Annotated in this window: 18 protein-coding genes; 12 read left to right on the forward strand and 6 right to left on the reverse strand. The window is 62.1% G+C overall.

All coding sequences use genetic code 11. From position 1 onward, the window contains the following. Positions 1-102: 102 nt before the first annotated feature. The 9 genes from AAEQ75_RS07660 (at position 103) to AAEQ75_RS07700 (ending at position 8,180) form a co-directional block, all read left to right on the forward strand. Entirely contained in the window at positions 103-999 is an 897-nt protein-coding gene (locus tag AAEQ75_RS07660; protein ID WP_343351437.1) for a LysR family transcriptional regulator, read from the forward strand. Between the two features lie 467 nt (positions 1,000-1,466). Further along, positions 1,467-2,588: a Re/Si-specific NAD(P)(+) transhydrogenase subunit alpha gene (locus tag AAEQ75_RS07665; protein ID WP_343351438.1), complete on the forward strand. Its 1,122-nt coding sequence runs from the start codon at positions 1,467-1,469 to the stop codon at positions 2,586-2,588. 11 nt (positions 2,589-2,599) lie between these two features. Continuing rightward, the gene (locus AAEQ75_RS07670; protein WP_058171402.1) at positions 2,600-2,914 is read left to right on the forward strand and encodes an NAD(P) transhydrogenase subunit alpha; all 315 of its coding nucleotides are present in this window, start codon (positions 2,600-2,602) and stop codon (positions 2,912-2,914) included. 2 nt (positions 2,915-2,916) lie between these two features. After that, positions 2,917-4,353: an NAD(P)(+) transhydrogenase (Re/Si-specific) subunit beta gene (locus AAEQ75_RS07675; RefSeq protein ID WP_106734207.1), complete on the forward strand. Its 1,437-nt coding sequence runs from the start codon at positions 2,917-2,919 to the stop codon at positions 4,351-4,353. A gap of 358 nt (positions 4,354-4,711) precedes the next feature. Further along, positions 4,712-4,927 carry a DUF1127 domain-containing protein gene (locus AAEQ75_RS07680; protein ID WP_143505621.1) on the forward strand — a complete coding sequence of 72 codons (216 nt, stop codon included), beginning with the start codon at positions 4,712-4,714 and terminating at the stop codon, positions 4,925-4,927. A gap of 224 nt (positions 4,928-5,151) precedes the next feature. Then, a complete protein-coding gene (locus tag AAEQ75_RS07685; protein WP_343351443.1) occupies positions 5,152-5,355 on the forward strand; it encodes a DUF1127 domain-containing protein in 204 nt (67 codons plus the stop codon). Positions 5,356-5,438: 83 nt separating this feature from the next. Further along, on the forward strand, positions 5,439-5,762 hold the full coding sequence (locus AAEQ75_RS07690; protein ID WP_256834093.1) for a DUF2388 domain-containing protein: 324 nt from the start codon (positions 5,439-5,441) through the stop codon (positions 5,760-5,762). Between the two features lie 145 nt (positions 5,763-5,907). Then, the gene (locus AAEQ75_RS07695) at positions 5,908-6,228 is read left to right on the forward strand and encodes a DUF2388 domain-containing protein (protein ID WP_106734204.1); all 321 of its coding nucleotides are present in this window, start codon (positions 5,908-5,910) and stop codon (positions 6,226-6,228) included. Further along, entirely contained in the window at positions 6,225-8,180 is a 1,956-nt protein-coding gene (locus AAEQ75_RS07700; protein ID WP_343351445.1) for a DUF4105 domain-containing protein, read from the forward strand. The genes AAEQ75_RS07695 and AAEQ75_RS07700 overlap by 4 nt, the downstream gene beginning before the upstream one ends. Before the next feature lies 1 nt (position 8,181). Here AAEQ75_RS07700 and AAEQ75_RS07705 read toward each other — a convergent pair whose 3' ends face one another. The 4 genes from AAEQ75_RS07705 to AAEQ75_RS07720 form a co-directional block, all read right to left on the reverse strand. Continuing rightward, positions 8,182-9,846: a M48 family metalloprotease gene (locus tag AAEQ75_RS07705; RefSeq protein ID WP_343351447.1), complete on the reverse strand. Its 1,665-nt coding sequence runs from the start codon at positions 9,844-9,846 to the stop codon at positions 8,182-8,184. A 14-nt stretch (positions 9,847-9,860) separates the two neighbouring features. Continuing rightward, complete coding sequence (locus tag AAEQ75_RS07710; protein WP_143505633.1) at positions 9,861-10,226, reverse strand: hypothetical protein; 366 nt, start codon at positions 10,224-10,226, stop codon at positions 9,861-9,863. 2 nt (positions 10,227-10,228) lie between these two features. Next, on the reverse strand, positions 10,229-11,500 hold the full coding sequence (locus AAEQ75_RS07715) for a CHASE2 domain-containing protein (protein ID WP_343351449.1): 1,272 nt from the start codon (positions 11,498-11,500) through the stop codon (positions 10,229-10,231). A 188-nt stretch (positions 11,501-11,688) separates the two neighbouring features. Then, complete coding sequence (locus AAEQ75_RS07720) at positions 11,689-12,093, reverse strand: GFA family protein (RefSeq protein WP_343351450.1); 405 nt, start codon at positions 12,091-12,093, stop codon at positions 11,689-11,691. Positions 12,094-12,200: 107 nt separating this feature from the next. Here AAEQ75_RS07720 and AAEQ75_RS07725 point away from each other — a divergent pair, with 107 nt between their 5' ends. Continuing rightward, on the forward strand, positions 12,201-13,067 hold the full coding sequence (locus AAEQ75_RS07725) for an AEC family transporter (protein ID WP_256579442.1): 867 nt from the start codon (positions 12,201-12,203) through the stop codon (positions 13,065-13,067). Between the two features lie 16 nt (positions 13,068-13,083). On the opposite strand, the gene AAEQ75_RS07730 is transcribed toward AAEQ75_RS07725, so the two are convergent. Beyond that, on the reverse strand, positions 13,084-13,824 hold the full coding sequence (locus AAEQ75_RS07730; RefSeq protein WP_343351451.1) for a substrate-binding periplasmic protein: 741 nt from the start codon (positions 13,822-13,824) through the stop codon (positions 13,084-13,086). A gap of 188 nt (positions 13,825-14,012) precedes the next feature. Between AAEQ75_RS07730 and AAEQ75_RS07735 the strand changes: the two genes are divergently transcribed. Then, the gene (locus tag AAEQ75_RS07735) at positions 14,013-15,143 is read left to right on the forward strand and encodes a PilT/PilU family type 4a pilus ATPase (protein WP_343351453.1); all 1,131 of its coding nucleotides are present in this window, start codon (positions 14,013-14,015) and stop codon (positions 15,141-15,143) included. 87 nt (positions 15,144-15,230) lie between these two features. Further along, positions 15,231-16,871, forward strand: coding sequence for a Na/Pi cotransporter family protein (locus AAEQ75_RS07740; protein ID WP_343351455.1), 1,641 nt, complete (start codon positions 15,231-15,233; stop codon positions 16,869-16,871). Position 16,872: 1 nt separating this feature from the next. Here AAEQ75_RS07740 and AAEQ75_RS07745 read toward each other — a convergent pair whose 3' ends face one another. Then, on the reverse strand, positions 16,873-18,381 hold the full coding sequence (locus AAEQ75_RS07745; RefSeq protein WP_179543576.1) for an NCS2 family permease: 1,509 nt from the start codon (positions 18,379-18,381) through the stop codon (positions 16,873-16,875). Between the last annotated feature and the right edge of the window lie 98 nt (positions 18,382-18,479).

Genomic DNA, 18,479 nt, shown 5'->3' on the forward strand with positions numbered 1-18,479 from the left:
GCAATGGACAAACGCAGATTTTGCACAGACCTGTGCTTTTTTCTCACTTCGAGCTAGCTTAACAAGCCATAAATACCGCTCATGAGTGAGGCTTTTGCATCAATGCGTCGCAAGATCCCCAGCACCGCCGCCCTGGTCGCCTTCGAGTCCGCCGCCCGTCACCAGAGCTTCACCAAGGCGGCCGATGAGCTCAACCTCACGCAGAGTGCGATTTGCCGGCAAATCGGCGGACTGGAGAGCTTTCTCAGTGTGGAACTGTTCCGTCGCTCGCGACGCGGTGTGGTCCTGACCGAAGCGGGCGTCGCCTACAGCCGCAAGGTGGCGGCACAACTCGATGCCGTGGAGCGCGACACCCTGGCGCTGATGGGCACTCAAGGCACCACCAGCATCGAGCTGGCGGTGGTGCCGACCTTTGGCACCCAGTGGCTGCTCCCGCGCCTGCGTGCCTTTCAGCAGTTGCACCCGGAAGTGACAGTACACCTGACCAACCGTACCCGGCCCTTCCTGTTCGCCGACACCCACTTCGATGCAGCCATCTATTACGGTGATGCCGAGTGGTCAGGTACCGAGGCCCACTTTCTGATGCACGAACACCTGCTGCCGGTTTGCAGCCCCGCATTGCTGAGCGAAACCCCGGCGACAGTCGAGCGCATCGCCGCGCTACCCCTGCTGCAGCAGACCACCCGCCCCTATGCGTGGCGCCAGTGGTTCGCCGCCCAAGGCATCAGCGTGGCTCGCGACATGACCGGCCCAAGACTGGAACTGTTTTCCATGCTGGCGCAGGCCGCTCAGCATGAAATGGGTATTGCACTGATCCCACCCTTCCTGATCCAGCGCGAACTGGAAGAGGGTAGTCTGGTGATTGCCTTCGACCGCGCCGTACCAAACAACGACCGCGCCTATTACCTGATGGTGCCAGAGCGCAAGGCCGAGTCTGCTGCACTGAAGGCCTTTCGAGACTGGCTCCTGGCCCAGGCCGCCGCCTATCGAGACGTATGATCATCGTCAGAGCACGATCTCTTTAAGCTCAATGTAAATAGATACGCCCAAAATCAGAACACGTAGCAAGAAAACAGTCACGCTACAAAGATTATCCAGGAAAAGTGCATAGAAACCACTACTTTCGGGCTATAGCACTATTTTGAACAGATCGTTCATTACTCTCCACACGCCTCCCGATTCGACCAGCGGTCATCCTGTGCGTGACTGCCTATGCCGCCCTATAAGCTGCGCGGAACTTGCTGCCAGCCTTAACCTGCGCGGGCTGCGGGCAGTATAAAAATCCCTCATAGACCCATTACTTGTAGTAATGAATTTTTTTTACTCCATAACTTCTTGTAAGGGTTTGCGTTCGATTGCACAATCGCCGCGCTCGCCACCTCCGGCGGGTTATGTGCTGATCCCCAATCGCCGGCGCGCCAGCGCAGTGCCCCGGTTCACAAAAAAGATCACGCAGGAGATTAGAAGTGCACATCGGTGTTCCTCTCGAAACCCATGCCGGGGAGACGCGGGTTGCCGCGACCCCAGAGACCATCAAGAAGCTGGTCGGCCAAGGTCATCAGGTGACCGTCCAGGCCGGCGCAGGCATCAGCGCCAGCATTCCAGACAGCGCTTACGAGGCCGCTGGCGCGACCATTGGCAACGACTCTGCCGCGTTTGGCGCAGACCTCGTGCTCAAGGTGGTCGCACCGACCGACGCCGAGCTTGCTCATATGAGAGCCGGTGCAGTGTTGGTTGGCATGCTCAACCCGTTCTGCAACGAGACCATCGCACGCATGAACGCTCGCGGCGTCACCGCCTTCGCCCTGGAGGCCGCACCGCGCACCTCTCGTGCGCAGAGCCTGGACGTACTGAGTTCGCAGGCCAATATCGCCGGCTACAAGGCCGTACTGCTGGCAGCCCATCACTATCCGCGCTTCATGCCGATGCTGATGACTGCTGCCGGTACCGTTAAGGCCGCGCGTATTTTGATTCTCGGTGCCGGTGTTGCCGGTCTGCAGGCCATCGCCACGGCCAAGCGCCTGGGCGCAGTGATCGAAGCCTCCGACGTGCGCCCGGCAGTCAAAGAGCAGATCGAGTCGCTCGGCGCCAAGTTCGTCGACGTACCGTTCGAGACCGACGAGGAACGTGAGTGCGCGCAAGGCGTGGGCGGCTATGCCCGGCCGATGCCGCAGTCCTGGATGGAGCGTCAGGCCAAGGCAGTGCACGAACGCGCCAAGCAGGCCGATATCGTCATTACCACTGCACTGATTCCGGGCCGCAAAGCACCGACGCTACTCCACGAGAGCACAGTGGCCGAAATGAAGCCCGGCTCCGTGGTCATCGACCTGGCCGCCGCACAGGGCGGCAACTGCCCGCTGACCGAAGCCGACAATGTGGTGGTCAAGCATGGCGTGACCTTCGTCGGCCACACCAACCTGGCTGCATTGGTGCCGGCAGACGCTTCCGCCCTGTACGCACGCAACCTGCTGGACTTCCTCAAGCTCGTGATCGACAAGGAAGGCCAGTTCCAGCTCAACCTCGAAGACGACATCGTCGCGGCCTGCCTGATGTGCAATGCCGGCGAAGTCGTGCGCAAGAACGGCTAAGGAGTAGGGACATGGATCTGATTTCCGACGGCATCTACAACCTGATCATCTTCGTGCTCGCCATCTATGTCGGCTACCACGTGGTGTGGAACGTCACCCCGGCCCTGCACACCCCGCTGATGGCCGTGACCAACGCCATTTCCGCCATCGTGATCGTCGGCGCCATGCTGGCCGCCGCGCTCACCGTCACCCCACTGGGCAAGACCATGGGCACCCTGGCCGTGGCACTGGCCGCAGTCAACGTATTTGGCGGCTTCCTGGTCACCCGACGCATGCTGGAAATGTTCAAGAAGAAAGCGCCCAAGGCGCCTGTGGAGAAACACTGACCATGAGCATGAACCTGATCACTGTTCTCTACCTCGTCGCCTCGGTGTGCTTCATCCAGGCGCTCAAGGGCCTGTCGCACCCGACCACGTCGCGGCGCGGCAACCTGTTCGGCATGATCGGCATGGCCATCGCCGTGCTGACCACCGTCGGCCTGATCTACAAACTCGGCAGCGAGCTGGCCGTTCAGGGCCTGGGCTTCGTCATCGTCGGCCTGCTGGTCGGCGGCAGTGTCGGCACCATCATGGCCAAGCGCGTCGAGATGACCAAGATGCCGGAACTGGTCGCCTTCATGCACAGCATGATCGGCCTGGCGGCTGTGTTCATCGCCATTGCCGCTGTCGTCGAGCCGCAGTCGTTGGGCATCGTCGCCGCGCTGGGTGATGCGATTCCATCCGGTAACCGCCTGGAGCTGTTCCTCGGCGCCGCCATCGGTGCCATCACCTTCTCCGGTTCGGTGATCGCCTTTGGCAAGCTGTCTGGCAAGTACAAGTTCCGCCTGTTCCAGGGCGCGCCTGTCGTGTTCAAGGGGCAACACCTGGTCAACCTGGTGATCGGTCTGGCGATTCTCGGCCTGGGCCTGTATTACACCTTCACCGGCGACATCACCGCCTTCGCTGTGCTGGTGGCCCTTGCCTTCGTCATTGGCGTGCTGATCATCATCCCTATCGGCGGCGCCGACATGCCGGTGGTGGTGTCGATGCTCAACAGCTACTCGGGCTGGGCCGCCGCCGGTATCGGCTTCTCGCTGAACAACTCGATGCTGATCGTAGCAGGGTCCCTGGTCGGCTCTTCGGGCGCCATCCTCTCGTACATCATGTGCAAGGCGATGAACCGTTCGTTCTTCAACGTCATCCTCGGTGGCTTCGGTGCCGATGCTGATGCCGGTGCCGCTGGCGGCAGCCAGGAACAGCGCAGCGTCAAATCGGGCTCTTCCGACGACGCCGCCTTCCTGCTGACCAACGCCGACACCGTGGTCATCGTGCCCGGCTACGGCCTGGCCGTGGCCCGCGCCCAGCACGCACTGATGGAACTGGCCGAGAAACTGACCCACCGTGGCGTGACTGTTAAGTACGCGATCCACCCGGTCGCCGGCCGTATGCCGGGCCACATGAACGTGCTGCTGGCCGAGGCCGAGGTGCCTTACGAGCAGGTGTTCGAGATGGAGGACATCAACTCCGAGTTCGGTCAGACCGACGTGGTGCTGGTGCTCGGCGCCAACGACGTGGTCAACCCAGCGGCGAAGAACGATCCGAAGTCGCCGATCGCCGGCATGCCGATCCTCGAGGCGTACAAAGCCAAGACCGTGATCGTCAACAAGCGCTCGATGGCCAGCGGCTACGCCGGCCTGGACAACGAACTGTTCTACATGGACAAAACCATGATGGTCTTCGGCGATGCCAAGAAGGTCATCGAAGACATGGTCAAAGCCGTGGAATAAGCTCTGACCAGTCAGACAGGAAACCCGGCCATGCGCCGGGTTTCCTGTTTATGAAGCCAGCAAAAAAGCTGATTTTCAGGTCAATCATCGCAACAGATCAATTCCAAACTGTACTGCTTTAAATGCCAAGATAAATGGGTTGCACCTAGTGAATAATCTCGCCTCAAACGGTTGCACCCAGTCTTTTCACTTATGGACAGTACAGTTATATCGATTCCTGACCGAACAGTTACAAAGCAACCTATCTAATAGCACAACAATTTCATTCAGCTGTGACTACTGAGCCATCACTGCGCTCGGGATAATTTGCCCATCGAAAGCAAACACCAGCGCCGCCACAAGCGGAAGGATGCCCACCATGGAACGTACCCTCAGTTCCGCCCTGCTCCAAACCCACAGTGCTGCCAGCGACAAATCGGCCTGGCTGCTCCGCGCTATCGCCACCCTCAGCCTGTGGCAGCGCCGCATCGTCAGCCGTCGTCAACTGGCTCGACTGGATGCCCGCCTGCTCGCTGACGCCGGCATCAGTGAAAATCAGCGTTACGTCGAACTGCAGAAGCCGTTCTGGCGTTAACTCCCTCGCTTTGCTCCATCCCAAGTTGGGATCTTCTGAGAGCTCCACCGTCTCTGCTGCGGTGGGGCTTTCGTTTTATCTGCAACAGTCATCGCCCGAGCGAGCAGTACAGTTGCCATAAAACCGCCACTGCCCCCGCACAATTCCCCCCGGTTGTATCTGCTCGTTTACGAGCGCTTGCGAGACCATGAGCTGCCACCCTTGTCTCTCGACAGGAGAACGCCATGGACCGCACTCACGAACAATTCTCGCACCCTGCACACAACAAGCCCCTGCACTGGCTCGGTTTCTACTCGACGCTGCGTCACTGGCAACGCAACCGCCGGACTCGTCGGCAGCTTGCCTTGCTCAATGAGCAACAACTGGCTGACGCCGGCATCAGCACAGCTCAGCGTGAGCAGGAACTGGCCAAGCCCTTCTGGCGCTGAGCCAGCGATGGAGCTGGGAATGCCGTTGGGCTAAGCTGCGGATGCGGGCAGAATAGCGTCCCGCCCTACCGGAGTTACCCCATATGCACCTGAACAAATTCCTGATTGCAGCGCTTCTTTCATTAGGGCTGGCAGGCACCGCCTGCGCCAGCAGCCTGGTCGCGACCACTGATACCCTGGGAGCAGCCTTGGCCGGCACCGTCGAGGGCACATCGGACGCGACCAGCTCGCTGCGCGACATGAAACAGCTGCGCGCGGCCCGTGATGACGCCGCCAGTTTCGTCGCCAGTGATGGGGCGATCCGCAGCGCGCGGCTCGAGGCGGCCCTGGCGTATATCCGCCGTCACGATGGCGAGCTGGCGACAGCGGATGACCTGGCCCTGGCTCAGGCCATCCTCAGTCTGTGAAAACTTTGCACACGTCTACCGATCAGCTCGCTGCTGACCGGCGCTGCCTGGCCCCGTAAACTTCGTCTACCTGCCTGGTCGCGGGGAACCGCGCCGGCCTGTCCGCGTCAAATCGTCCGTTCTGCAGTTCTCGGAGCTACTTATCATGCGTCGTTCATTCGTCATCGCCGTCGCCGCCTGCGCCCTGTTCAGCGGCATCGCCCAGGCACAATCCGTGGTCGCCACCAGTAACATCGTGGTGCGCGCCCTGGATCGCAGCATCAACTTCACGTCCGACACCACCACCTCGCTGCGCGACATGAAAGCCGTGGTGCAGGCCCGTGACGATGCGGCCAGCTTCGTCGCCAGTGCCGGTGAGATTCGTGGCGCACAACTGGAAGCTGCGCTACAGACCATCCGCCAGCAGCTGCCACAAGCGCAGACCGCCAGCGATCTGCAACTGGCCGAAGCTATTCTCGCTCTGTGATCCACCTCGCCGCCTGGTGCTGCGTCGCGCTGCTGGCGCTTGCCGCAGGCGGCGCCCAGGCGCAGCTGCGTCTGACGCTGGACGACAGCGATCTTGATCCTGCCGAACGCCAGGCAAGCCAGACCCTGCTTGACGAGGCCATGGCGGCATTGCCCCCGCGCTTCGTCCAGCGTCTGGACCGTGAAGTGAGGGTCCGCTGGCGCACCGCAATGCCCGCAGAGGTCTACGGCCAGGTCGGGCGCTTCAGCGGTATTGAGCTCAACGCCGAACTCCTGCCGAAGCTGGTCGACGGCTCGGCGGCAGAAAATCGCACCGGTCGCCCACATGGCACCCAGCGCCAGGAACTGCTGGCCACCCTGCTGCATGAACTGACCCACCTCTACGACCGCGCCCGACTCTGGTCTGCGGCCGAGCGCCGCCATATCACTCAATGCCGACATCGCATCAGCTCCACGGGCCCAGTTGGGCTGCCGGAGGACTGTCGTGGCCAGACCGAGCGACGCTTCACCCTCAGCGATGACCCGCGCCTGCTCGATCTGGCCGGCTGGCAGCAACGTGTCGGCCAGCGTGGCGCGCGCGATCTGAACAACGGCCAGGTCGCGCGCAGCCCGGACAGCTACGAGCTGACCAATGCGCTGGAATTCGTCGCGGTCAACCTCGAGTACTTCCTGCTCGACCCCAGCTATACCTGCCGCCGCCCCTCGCTGGCGCGCTACTTCCGCGAGCACTTCGACTGGGCGCCCTCCAGCGAGGCCTGCACCAGCGACTACCCCTACCTCAATGCCGGTCGTGACTTTGCCGTTCAGCCCCTGGGCCGACTCGACCCGGAGCACGTATATGAAGTCGACTACCTGCTCGCCGAGGCCAACGATGCCTGGATGAGCCGCTGGGGCCACAGCATGCTGCGTCTGGTAGTCTGCGCACCGGGCCGACCGCGTGGCCCGGACTGCCGCCTGGATCTCGAGCACCACCTGGTACTGTCCTACCGCGCCTTCGTCGGTGACCTGCAACTGTCGAGCTGGGACGGCCTGACCGGCGTCTATCCATCACGCCTGTTCGTTCTGCCCCTGGAGCAGGTGATCGACGAATACACCAAGGTCGAGCTGCGCAGCCTGGCCTCGGTGCCGCTGCGCCTGTCGCGCGACGAGGTCAAGCAACTGGTGGCACGCGCTGCCGAACAGCATTGGAGCTATGACGGCGACTACTACTTCGTCTCCAACAACTGCGCGGTAGAAACCCTCAAGTTGCTGCGCAGCGGTACCGACAACCCACGCCTGCATGCACTCGATAGCATCCTGCCCAACGGCCTGCTGGAATTGATGGATGCCCGTGGCTTGGCTGATACCACCGTGCTCGACGATCCGCGCGAGGCGCTACGCCTGGGCTATCGCTTCGACTCCTTCCGCGAGCGTTACCAGGCCATGTTCAAGGTGCTGCGAGAACGCTTGCCAATCACTCAGGACAGCGTCGAAACCTGGCTGGAACAACCAGCCGAAACGCGGCGCAACTGGTTCACCCAGGCCGACCTGCGCGCCAGCGCCGCCCTGCTGCTACTGGAGCAGGCCGCGCTGCGCCGGCAACTGCTGCTGGCTCAGGACGAACTCAAGCGCCGCTACCTCACAGGCCGTGCAGCTGGAGACCCGAGCCTGAACAAGGCCGGTGCCGCGCTGGAGCAAATTCTCGCCAACAGTGGCTTCCTCAGCCGCCCGGCCGAACTGCTCGAAGGTGGCTACGGCTTGCCGCAACAGCAGGAATGGGAGCGTCTCGAGGCCAGCAGCCGTGACCGCCAGCAGCAGTTGCGCCAGCTCAGCGACGAGCTCGACGGGGAAGTACGCAACCTGCTGCAACCCGAGCGCCTGGCCGAACTGGAAGCCAACGAGGCCAACCTGGTCGCCCTCGGCGAACATCTGCGCGCCCTGCACAAGGCCAGTGGTGGGCTGGAGCTACCCTGAATCAGCTACCTAGCAGCTTGCCCATCGAAGGCAGGCCCAGCTGCTGCAGCGGATTAGCAGGCACCTGTTGCTGAGGCTTGAAGCGACCAATCGCCGATTCGCACTGAGCCAACAAGCCTTTGCTCGTAGTGCTTTGACATGATTGATAGGCCTGTTGCGCCTTGACCACCCGCTCTCCTTGCAGGTGCACGGAAATCTCCAGTGGCGTCATCAGTTGATCGCCCCAATGTGCCTGGCCACGTTGCAGATAGCGCTCGGCCTGAGCCTGCCGGTCGAGACTGAGCGACAACGTGATGATCTGGTCATAGCTGGAGAGGGACGCATACTGCCATTCGCTTTCTGGAACCTGCTCCAGATTGGCGAGTGCATCCTTGTAACGTCTTTGCTGAACCGCCAGGACGAACTGCAAGGTTTGTGCACGCATGCTCCTGGCAGCCGGTCCACTCGCCACTTCCTTGGCCAACTGGCGTGCCTCGTTCAGATCGCCCTTGTCGAGGGCCTTGGTCGCACGATTGATCAGCACCTGTCCGGCGAGAATCTTGCCGCTCTGACCACCAAGGAGGTGCCGCTGATACCTGGCAAGCTGTGGGTTTCTGCGTCGCTCGCTGCGATACTCGCTGGCGATATAACGCACCAGCGCCTCCTCCCGCTGGGCAGGCAACTGGTGGGTCTTGCCAAAGTCCGTCCATACATCCACCGCTGCCAGCTGCGCAGCGGTCACCCCGCTCTGGATACCCTGCTCGAGCAGACCGCCGATGCCCTTCTTCTGCATCGCCTGGCTGAACAGCTGTTTCTGCATGGCCTGATACCGTTGCAACTGGCTGATATTGCTACCTTCGAAGCTTTGTAGCCGCTGGATGCCATGTACCGCACCACGCGGAGAGTAACCCGCACGACTGAGCAGATCGACGGATAGCAAATCAGCCTCATCCTCCTGCGCACGCGTCCAACTGCTGTTCCAGAAATTGTCGGATACGGCCTTGAGGAGAGTGCCTGACAGACTGCTTTGCACGATTGTCTTGCCCACTGCGTCGGGATCACCCACAACCAGTTTGCGTGACGTACCGCTCTTCTGGCTTTCCAACCCGGCAACCGTCACTCCCAGGTTGACCGCCGTCACCGATGCGTCCAGCAGCTTCTTCTGCTGATTGAAGAAATGCTCGCGATCAAGGTGTCCCAGCAACAAGTGGGCCGCTTCGTGCCCGAGCATCGCCGCTAGTTCATCCTCGCTCTCAATGGCCTGTAGAGTGCCTAAATTGAGGTAGATGACATTTTCTGCGGTAGCGCGCGCGCCAAAACTCTCCGAAGCACTGAAGCGCACTTTGATGTCTGGTTTGGCATGCGGCCAGTGTGCCAGCAAACGACTCAGCACCTGATCGCAGTACGCCTGCAGTTCCGGCACCTGAAAGCTTTCGACCTGGGCCATCTGCTCGGTCAGGTCTACCTTGCCGAACCCGCGAATCTCATCCGGATCGCTGACACCGGCCAATCGATCAACCAGAGCATTATTCAACCAGGCGCTGTTAGTCACCGGCTGCAGTGCCAGCGGGCGAGCACGCGGACTGTCAATGAACTTGCCTTCAACTTGCACATTGCCGGTTGAAGGCATCTGCTGGCATCCGAACAGCAGAGAACAGGCAATTGCCAATGTCACTTCCTTACGCATGAATCCTCCTTGATTCACTTCCCGCAGGCCTTCGAATAGCCCATCACCGCATTGGTCTTGCTGTCTGCCAGAAGGCTGGTCTCGGCGACCTTGCGGCAATCGAAGGCAACTGTCTTACCCTGATTGAGTTTCACATCCAGCGGATCAAGCCAGACCTGGCGCTCACCAACGGCGATCAGCAGCAGGTTCTTGGCTTCGCTGAAGCTGATAACCTGCACGTCTGGAACAGGGAGCTGATCACGACTCATATCGCCGAGAAACTCGCCCTGTTCGTCATACAGCGCGACCTTTTCCAATGGGTAACCGGTAATTTTCAGCGGCTCCTGCGCCCATGCAGACACGCTACACAGCAACAGCCCGAATACTGTGGCTCTGAACATTGCTAGATCTCCCTTTCAGTTGACGTACGACCCCTGCGCTGATGCCACCACTCGGCGACCCTGGCCTCCCCCAGGTAGGCGTAGAACAGGCCGATCATCAGCAACAGTCCCAGCCAGTCGAATGGCGCGATATGCATCCGGCGCGAGAGATAGAGACTGATCAGCAATGCGAGACTGCTGAGCAGAACGAACCAGGACAGGTAATGGCTCGCACAGCGATAGAGGCGCCCACCCTTGGCTGCTGGTTGTGACGGAATCCAGAGCGCCACCAAGCCCGCCAGCAGCAGCAAGGCGATCTCCAGCCAGTCGCTCAAACTGATACCGAGCCAACCATCTGGCGCCGCTCGCCAGTAGCTGTGTCCCTGCGTCAGCAGGTTGTCCAGAGCCATCGCATGCACGTATACGCCCGGCAACAGCCCCTGCACCGGGCTGCTGACAAAATCCGGGATGCCGCGGATATGCGCCCCCAACAGCACATGCTTGCCACGCAAGACTTCGGCGACACTCGGGTCACGCAGCTGATTGGCATACAGGGTGCGGGTATAGGGACAAGGCTGTGGTCGCTCAACCTCACTGGCGATGCGCTGCGAACGGAATGCATCGGCGGCCAGCATACTAAACACCTGTCTCCAGTCCCCCCGCTGCCCACGCAAATCACAACCGCTCAGGTCGACGAAATCCTGCATACCCGCGTCACTCCAGTAACCCCAGCGCACCAATAGCGGTGCACCGAAGCCTTCCTGAGAGCAGTCCAACTCCAGGCAAGCCGCCTGGTACAACTGCAACGCAGGTGTGCGCAGCGTCCCCTGAGGGCTTGGCAAAAGTAGCGGATAGCGCTCGCCGTAGCCGCTCCAATGGGTCGGAGCGGTGTTCGCCATGGCGGCGAATTCGGGCAATACCAAAGAGCGTCCCTGCGCATCGTGGTAATCGGCAAGAATCAACGGCACGCCCTGTTCGCGAAAACTGCTCAAGACCCGTTGCAGGCTCTCGGTGGGACCGCCGTCGTAACGTCGCTGGGTGTATAGCAGGTCAACGAATAGTGATTTGGGCTGGTAGCTGAGCAATTGCCGCAACAGGCGCGCCTGCTCGCCATAACGCAACGGCCAGCTAGCCCCCAAGTCTGTCAACGCCTGATCATCTATCAGCACCACTACCACGTCTTGCTGCCCAGACTCAGGGTAGAAAGGCGCCAGCATGCGCAGCAGCCAGGTTTCGCTATGATGGTCGGAGGCATCGCGCAGACCGAACGGATTGAAGAACGCGACGAAGAGCATCAACAACAAACCTAGAACAGCGCCGGGTTTGTTGAGTAAAGGAGCAAGAAAAATTTGCCTGAGGCGCATCCCTGAAAGCACAAGAACATCCTTGATATCGCTTGGCTCAGGAATGTGACACAGCTCACAAGCAAAGCAAACAAGAATTTGACATCAAAATAGTGGCACACAATCCTACAGCTACCTGCTCACGGAATGTCTTCTTCGTCTTCTCGTGGCAATTGCTCGTCCAATCGCAGCCACGGTAGCCGGCTGCCCACCCAGATATGCCGGTCCGCCGGAGCCTGTTCCGGCTCGTCCAAGGTGGCGACGGTGACGTCCAGCGTGTGCGGGCTGAGCGACGTGAACAGCGCCAGATGTGCGCCGCAGTCCGCACAGAAATAACGCGTACAACTGGCCGACGACTTGAAAGCCTTCGGCGTGCCGCTTAACCAGTGAAACGTCTCACGGAGCACGGTGACCCAGGCGGTGAGAATCCCGCCCGTGCTCCGCCGGCAGACCGAGCAGTGGCAATGAGCGATGTCCTCCAGCGGCGCATTGATCCGATAACGCAGCGCACCGCACTGGCAGCCCCCCTGATGTTCAGACTTCATCCCGCCTCCGCCTTGCATTGCCCCGCTCCGCTGACCAAGATAGGCGCTCACCACCACCGGGGGTTCCCGTGATAGACCTGTTGCTGGCCTTGTGGCCGCTGTTCGCCATGATCGTTGCCGGCTACTGGCTGCGCCTGCGTGAGTTCCCGAGCGAGGCCTTCTGGCCGGGGGCCGAGCGCCTCAATTACTTCATCCTGTTCCCTGCCCTGCTGTTCTCCAGCCTGGCTCGTGCACCGTTGAACAACCCCGCCTTGCCGCGCCTGGCGCTGGCGGTGCTAATCGGTCTGGGCATCGCCTGGCTGACGCTGCTGCTGGTACGTCGCCTGCGTGGCTGGCCAGCGGGGCGTTTTGGCGCATTCACTCAAGGCATTCTGCGCTTCAACACCTACCTGGGCCTGGCTGCGGTCGGCAGCCTGTTCGGCCAGGAAGGCCTGACGCTCGCTGCCCTGATGCTGGCCCTGATGGTGCCGACGGTGAACGTGTTGTCGGTCTGGTCGCTGACGGCCGAACGCGGCATCAGTGCGCGCAGCCTGCTGCTGCCGATCATCAAGAATCCGCTGATCCTCGCCTGCCTCGGCGGTGCGCTGTTCAACCTCACGGGCATCGGCCTGCCGGGTGGCACCGACCGCCTGCTCAGCCTGCTCGCCGCCGCCAGCTTGCCTTTGGGCCTGCTCTGCGTCGGTGCGGCACTCAAGCCGGAACAACTGGGCGGAGAAATTCCTGCACTGACCTGGAACAGCGCCCTGCGCCTGCTGGCGATGCCGCTGCTGGCCTGGGGCGTGGCCTGGGCACTGGCCCTGCCAGCCATGGAGAGCGCGGTTCTGGTGCTGTTCTTCGCCCTGCCCACCGCACCGACCGCCTACGTGCTGACCCGCCAGCTCGGTGGCGACAGTCAGCTGATGGCCGGCATCATCACCCTGCAGACGCTGTTGGCGGCCGGCAGCCTGGTGGCAATCATGATGTTCCTGGCCTGATTGGCCAGCACGGGCGCTACTCCACGTAGCTCTCGATCAGCCGCTGATATTCGCCGCGGGCCTTGAGCGCCTCGAGCCCACGATTGAAGCGCTCGATCAACTCGGTAGCACGCGGATGCTGCCGCGAGACGATAAAGTGCAACGTACTGCTCTGAAACGGCACCCGTGACCGGTGAAACTGCGCCAGTTCAGCGCCAGCACTGTGCAAAGCACTGCCCCCCAGGTTACGGTCGGCAATGAACAGGTCGTCACGTTCGAGCAGCAGCAGCCGTGCGCATTCCTGCAAACCCAGTGGAGAATGACGGCGCAGCACACCCTGCTCGACCATTTGCTGGATCGCCGCCGGTGGCTGCCAGCCCAGCGGATAGCAGAGTCGCCGGCCGATCATGGCGGGCAGATCATCGAGCTCGATGTGATCACCGGCCCGGCTGAAGATGTATGGTTCGGCCACATAAATGGGCGCCGAGTAGAGAAACTCCGCCTCGCGCTCGGCAGAACGGATGTAGGGAAAGGTGGCGTCGTACTCAACGCGCTTGGCTTTCAGGTAACCGCGGTTCCAGGGCAGCCAGTCGAGCGTGATCGCCGTGCCCTGCTCGGCCAATGCCGCACGCACCACCTGGGTAAGCATGCCTTGGCCGGGCAATGCCTTACCGGTGAACGGTGCGTAGTCGTCGCCGGTAGCCAGGTGCAGCACCTCCGCTCGCACCGATGCGCACAACAGCAGGCCCAGCAGAGCCGCCCCCCAGAATCCCACCATCAAGCTCCAATAACTGGCGTGCATGCGCCTTACTAACCCTGATCATTGACTCTCGCTGTCGCAAGCCAGGCTGTCCAGTACAACCCGGTTATAGGGCGACAATTCATCAGGTTCTCTTGATACGGAACATGAGGCATTGCAAGACTACGACTATCCTTGCTGCACCACGAACCGACTGCGACACGCCGATGAATGACACCAGCGCCAACGACCAGCCCGATGTTTTCCCCTACCTGCAGCTGATGCATCAACATGCCGGCTCAGACCTGTTCTTCAGCGTCGGCGCGCCGCCGCACATGAAGGTCGAAGGGCATAGCCAGCCCGTCGGCCAGCGCATCATGAAGGTCGGTGAGGTGCAGCAGCTGGCCTATCAACTGATGACGCAGAAGCAGATCGCCGAGTTCGAACGCGACCTGGAGATGAACCTGGCCGTCGGCCTGCAGGGCGCCGGGCGTTATCGGGTCAACGTCTATTACCAGCGCGGCGAAGTGGCCATGGTGGTGCGCCTGATCAAGAGCGAGATCCCCAGCTTCGAGGCACTTGGCCTGCCCAGGCTGCTGGAGAAACTGGCCATGCAGGACCGCGGGCTGATCCTGGTCACCGGCGCGGCCGGCTCGGGCAAGTCCACCACGCTGGCGGCGATGCTGGATTTCCGCAATCGCCACAAGAGCGGGCATATCGTCTGCATCGAAGACCCTATCGAGTTTCTCCACAGCCATCAGCGCTCGATCATCGACCAGCGTGAAGTCGGCCTCGACACCCACAGTTTCGACGACGCCCTGCGCAACGTGCTGCGCGAGGCGCCGGACGTGATCATGCTCGGCGAGATCCGCGACGCCCCGACCATGCAGCATGCCCTGCACTATGCCGAAACCGGCCACCTGTGCGTCGCCACCCTGCATGCCACCAGCAGCAGCCACGCCATCGAACGTATCGCCCGCTTCTTCCCCGACGACGCTCGCAAGCAGGTACTGGCCGACGTCGCGCACAACCTGCTCGCGGTGGTCGGCCAGCGCCTGGTGCCCGGCATCGAACAGAAGCGTGTGGCGGCGGTGGAGCTGATGTTGGGCACGCCCTATATCCGCGACCTGATCCAGCGAGATGAACTGGAGGAGCTGCGCGAGGCCACTGCGCGGGCTTCCGAACAGGGCCTGCAGACCTTCGATCAACACCTGTTCGCCCTGCTCGAAGCCGGACGCATCACCCTGGCCGAAGCGCTCAAGTTCGCCGACTCGCGTACCGACCTCAGCCTCAAGTTCAAACTCGAGCGCGGTTTCTCCGCCGACGATGCCGAACTCAAGGTGCTGCGAGACGGTTGACTGGCTTTCTGAATGATTTCGGCCGATGCTCATCTATACAGGCCGAAACCATAACGTCTAATCGGCCGTCTTTCAGGGGGCCGATTTATGCTGACCCTGCTGCATTTGCTGTCAGCCATTGCCCTGTTGGTCTGGGGCACACACATCGTACGTACCGGCATCCTGCGCGTGTTTGGTTCACAACTGCGCAAGGTGCTCAGCCACAACATCAGTCGTCAGCCGCTGGCGTTCGTCGCCGGCATCGGCGTCACGGCGCTGGTGCAGAGCAGTAACGCCACCGCGCTGCTGGTCACCTCCTTCGTCGCTCAGGGCCTGATGGCACTGGCGCCGGGGCTGGCGATCATGCTCGGTGCCGACGTCGGCACCGCGCTGATGGCACGCGTGCTGACCCTCGACCTGAGCTGGCTCAGCCCGCTGCTGATCTTCCTCGGGGTGATCTTCTTTCTCTCGCGACGGCAGACCCGAGCGGGGCAACTCGGCCGCGTGGCCATCGGCCTGGGGCTGATGCTGCTGGCGCTGGAGTTGATCGTTGCCGCCGCCACGCCGATCACCGAGGCACGCGGGATTCGCGTGCTGTTCGCATCGTTAACCGGCGATCTGTTGCTCGATGCCCTGGTCGGCGCGATGTTCGCCCTGCTCACCTATTCCAGCCTGGCAGCGGTGTTGCTCACCGCGACCCTGGCTGGCGCCGGGCTGATCAGCTTGCCGGTGGCCATCGGGCTGGTGATTGGCGCCAATATCGGCAGCGGCCTGCTGGCCTTTCTTACCAGCAGCCTGCAGAACCCGGCCGGGCGCCGCGTGGCGCTGGGCAGCCTGATCTACAAGCTGATCGGGCTGTTACTGGTACTGCCTGTGCTGCAACCACTGGCCGATTGGCTGGACAGCCTGAACTGGCGCCCGGCGGAGCTGGTGATCTTTTTCCACCTGCTCTACAACAGCCTGCGCGCGGTGCTGATGTTGCCCAGCGTCGGGCTGATGGCGCGCTTCTGCAACTGGCTGCTGCCGGACCGAGCCGACGATAGCGGCATCGCCCGACCACGCCACCTCGACCCAACGGCGTTGGCCACGCCGAGCCTGGCGCTGGCCAACGCCGTGCGCGAAACCCTGCGCGTGGGTGACAAGATCGAAGCCATGCTCAACCGCCTGCTACCGGTGCTGGAGCAGAACCAGCCAGCACTGAACAAGGAGCTGCGCAGCCTCAATGACGATGTCGCCAGTCTGTGCCGGGCGGTCAAGCTGTACCTCGCACAAATCCCCCGTGAGGACCTAAGCGAGTACGAAAGCCGGCGCTGGGCAGAGATTCTCGAGCTGGCAGTCAACCTCGAGCAGGCTGGCGATCTGATCGAGCGCATGCTCGGCAAGATCCAGAACGAGAAGACCGCGCAACGCCGGGCCTTCTCCCAAAAGGGGCTGGAGGAGCTCACCAGCCTGCACGGACAACTGATGGCCAACCTGCGCCTGGGCCTGAACGTGTTCCTCAGCGCCGACCACGCCAGCGCCAGCCAGCTGCTGCGCGAGAAGCGCCGCTTCCGCGCGCAGGAGCGACGCCTGGCCCACGCCCATATCGGCCGCCTGCAGCGTCAAGTGGTGCAGAGCATCGAAACCAGCTCCCTGCACCTGGAGCTGATCGCCGACATGAAGCGGCTCAACTCGCTGTTCTGCACCAGCGCCTACGTGGTGCTCGAGGGCGGCGAAACCGGCGCCCTCAAGCTCGAAGGCGGCGAGTGACTCAGTCGGCGCCGGTCACGCGTTCGGGCTCGGCCGGCTCGACGCCGCGCCAGGCGTACCAGGCGAAGAACAGCGCCATCAGCAGATAACCGTGGACGAAGTCTGGCGCGGCGTACCAAGCCAGCTTCGGCGCGTGCATCAGGCCAACGAAGGCCATGGCCGCCGCCACCAGGGCGAAGGTGGTGGCCTGGCGGAACTGGCGATCGATCACCGCCACGCACATCGCGCCCAGCAGGATGGCGCTGAACATGGCGCCCTGCCCTAGCGCGCCGATGGCGCTGGAAATGCCCTCGACCACTTCAGGGGCACCACGGTTGAAGCGGGTCGCCAGGTAGTTGGCGAAGTACGGCAGCATCGCCAGCGCCACTGCCGGGTAGTAACGGGCGTGGTTGCTGTTGAACGCGGTGGCGATCATCGACATGCCGACGAACACCAGGATCGGCGCCACCACCGATACCGGAATCAGCGCGGCGATGAAGGCGATCAGACCGAACATGGTCGCCAAGCCGTACACCGCGCCATTGAGCAGGCTGTAACCACGCCCGGCGCCCATCCACTTCGAACCCACTGTGGCGATGTACACGGTGGTCGGGAACACGCCGCCGAACAGCGCCCCGAGCGAGGTGCCGAGTCCGTCTACCGCCTGACACTCGCGCACGCTGTAGCTGTCACCGGCGGCACTCATGGCCTCGACGTTGTTCATGGTCTCGATGGCGTTGTACAGGGTGATCGGCAAAATTACCGTCATCAGCGCCAGCAGAGTGGTGAACAGCAGGCCCAGGCCTTCGTACCAGGCCAGGTTGGGCAGCAGCGGGTAGAAACCCAGGTGGGTGAAGGCATCGCTGAACTTGCCGCCGTCAGCCGCGCCGATCAGGTAGGCCAGCGCGGTGCCGACGACGATGGCGAACAGCGAGGCAGGGAGGCGGAACGGCATGCTCACCCGCGCCACCAGGCCGACGATGGTGATGGCTAGCACCAGCAGGCCGATCACCGGAATTTCCAGAGTCTTGAACAACATTTCCCCAGCGATGAAGGTCAGTGCCACCCCGGCCACCGCGCCGAGCATGGCCGCACGCGGCAGATGACGCTGCACCCAGTTGCCGATGAGGCTGATGGCGGCCTCGATCAGACCACTTATGAAGCACGCGGCCACGGCCACCTTCCAGGCCAGTTCTGCATCGCCGGTGAGGTTCTTCGCCGGCAACAGCACGCCGAACAGGAAGACGAACATCACCGGCGTACTGATGCCATAGGACAGCGCCGTCACGTCGGCACGGTTCTCCTTGCGCGCCAGTCGCGCGGCACTAAAGGCGTAGTAGAAGTTGCCGGCCATCACCGCCACCGCCGCGCCCGGCAACACCTGACCGAACACGATCTCGGCGGGAAAGCCCATGCCCAGCATGCTGATGGCGATGATCACGAAGTTGGCAATGTTGTTCTGGAATAGGGCGAAAAAGGCGTCGGTGTCTTCCTTCTTGTACCAGGGATAGTGCACGCGTGGCGTCGACATGCTGGCTGCGTCCTTGTTGTCTGAGTGGTCAGGCCGGCGAGTCTAGCAATCCGCCGCGAGGGCATAAACGAACAAGGCAGCCGGAGCTGCCTTGTTTT

It is taken from the genome of Pseudomonas sediminis (genome assembly GCF_039555755.1).
In the GTDB taxonomy this organism is placed as follows: domain Bacteria; phylum Pseudomonadota; class Gammaproteobacteria; order Pseudomonadales; family Pseudomonadaceae; genus Aquipseudomonas; species Aquipseudomonas mendocina_D.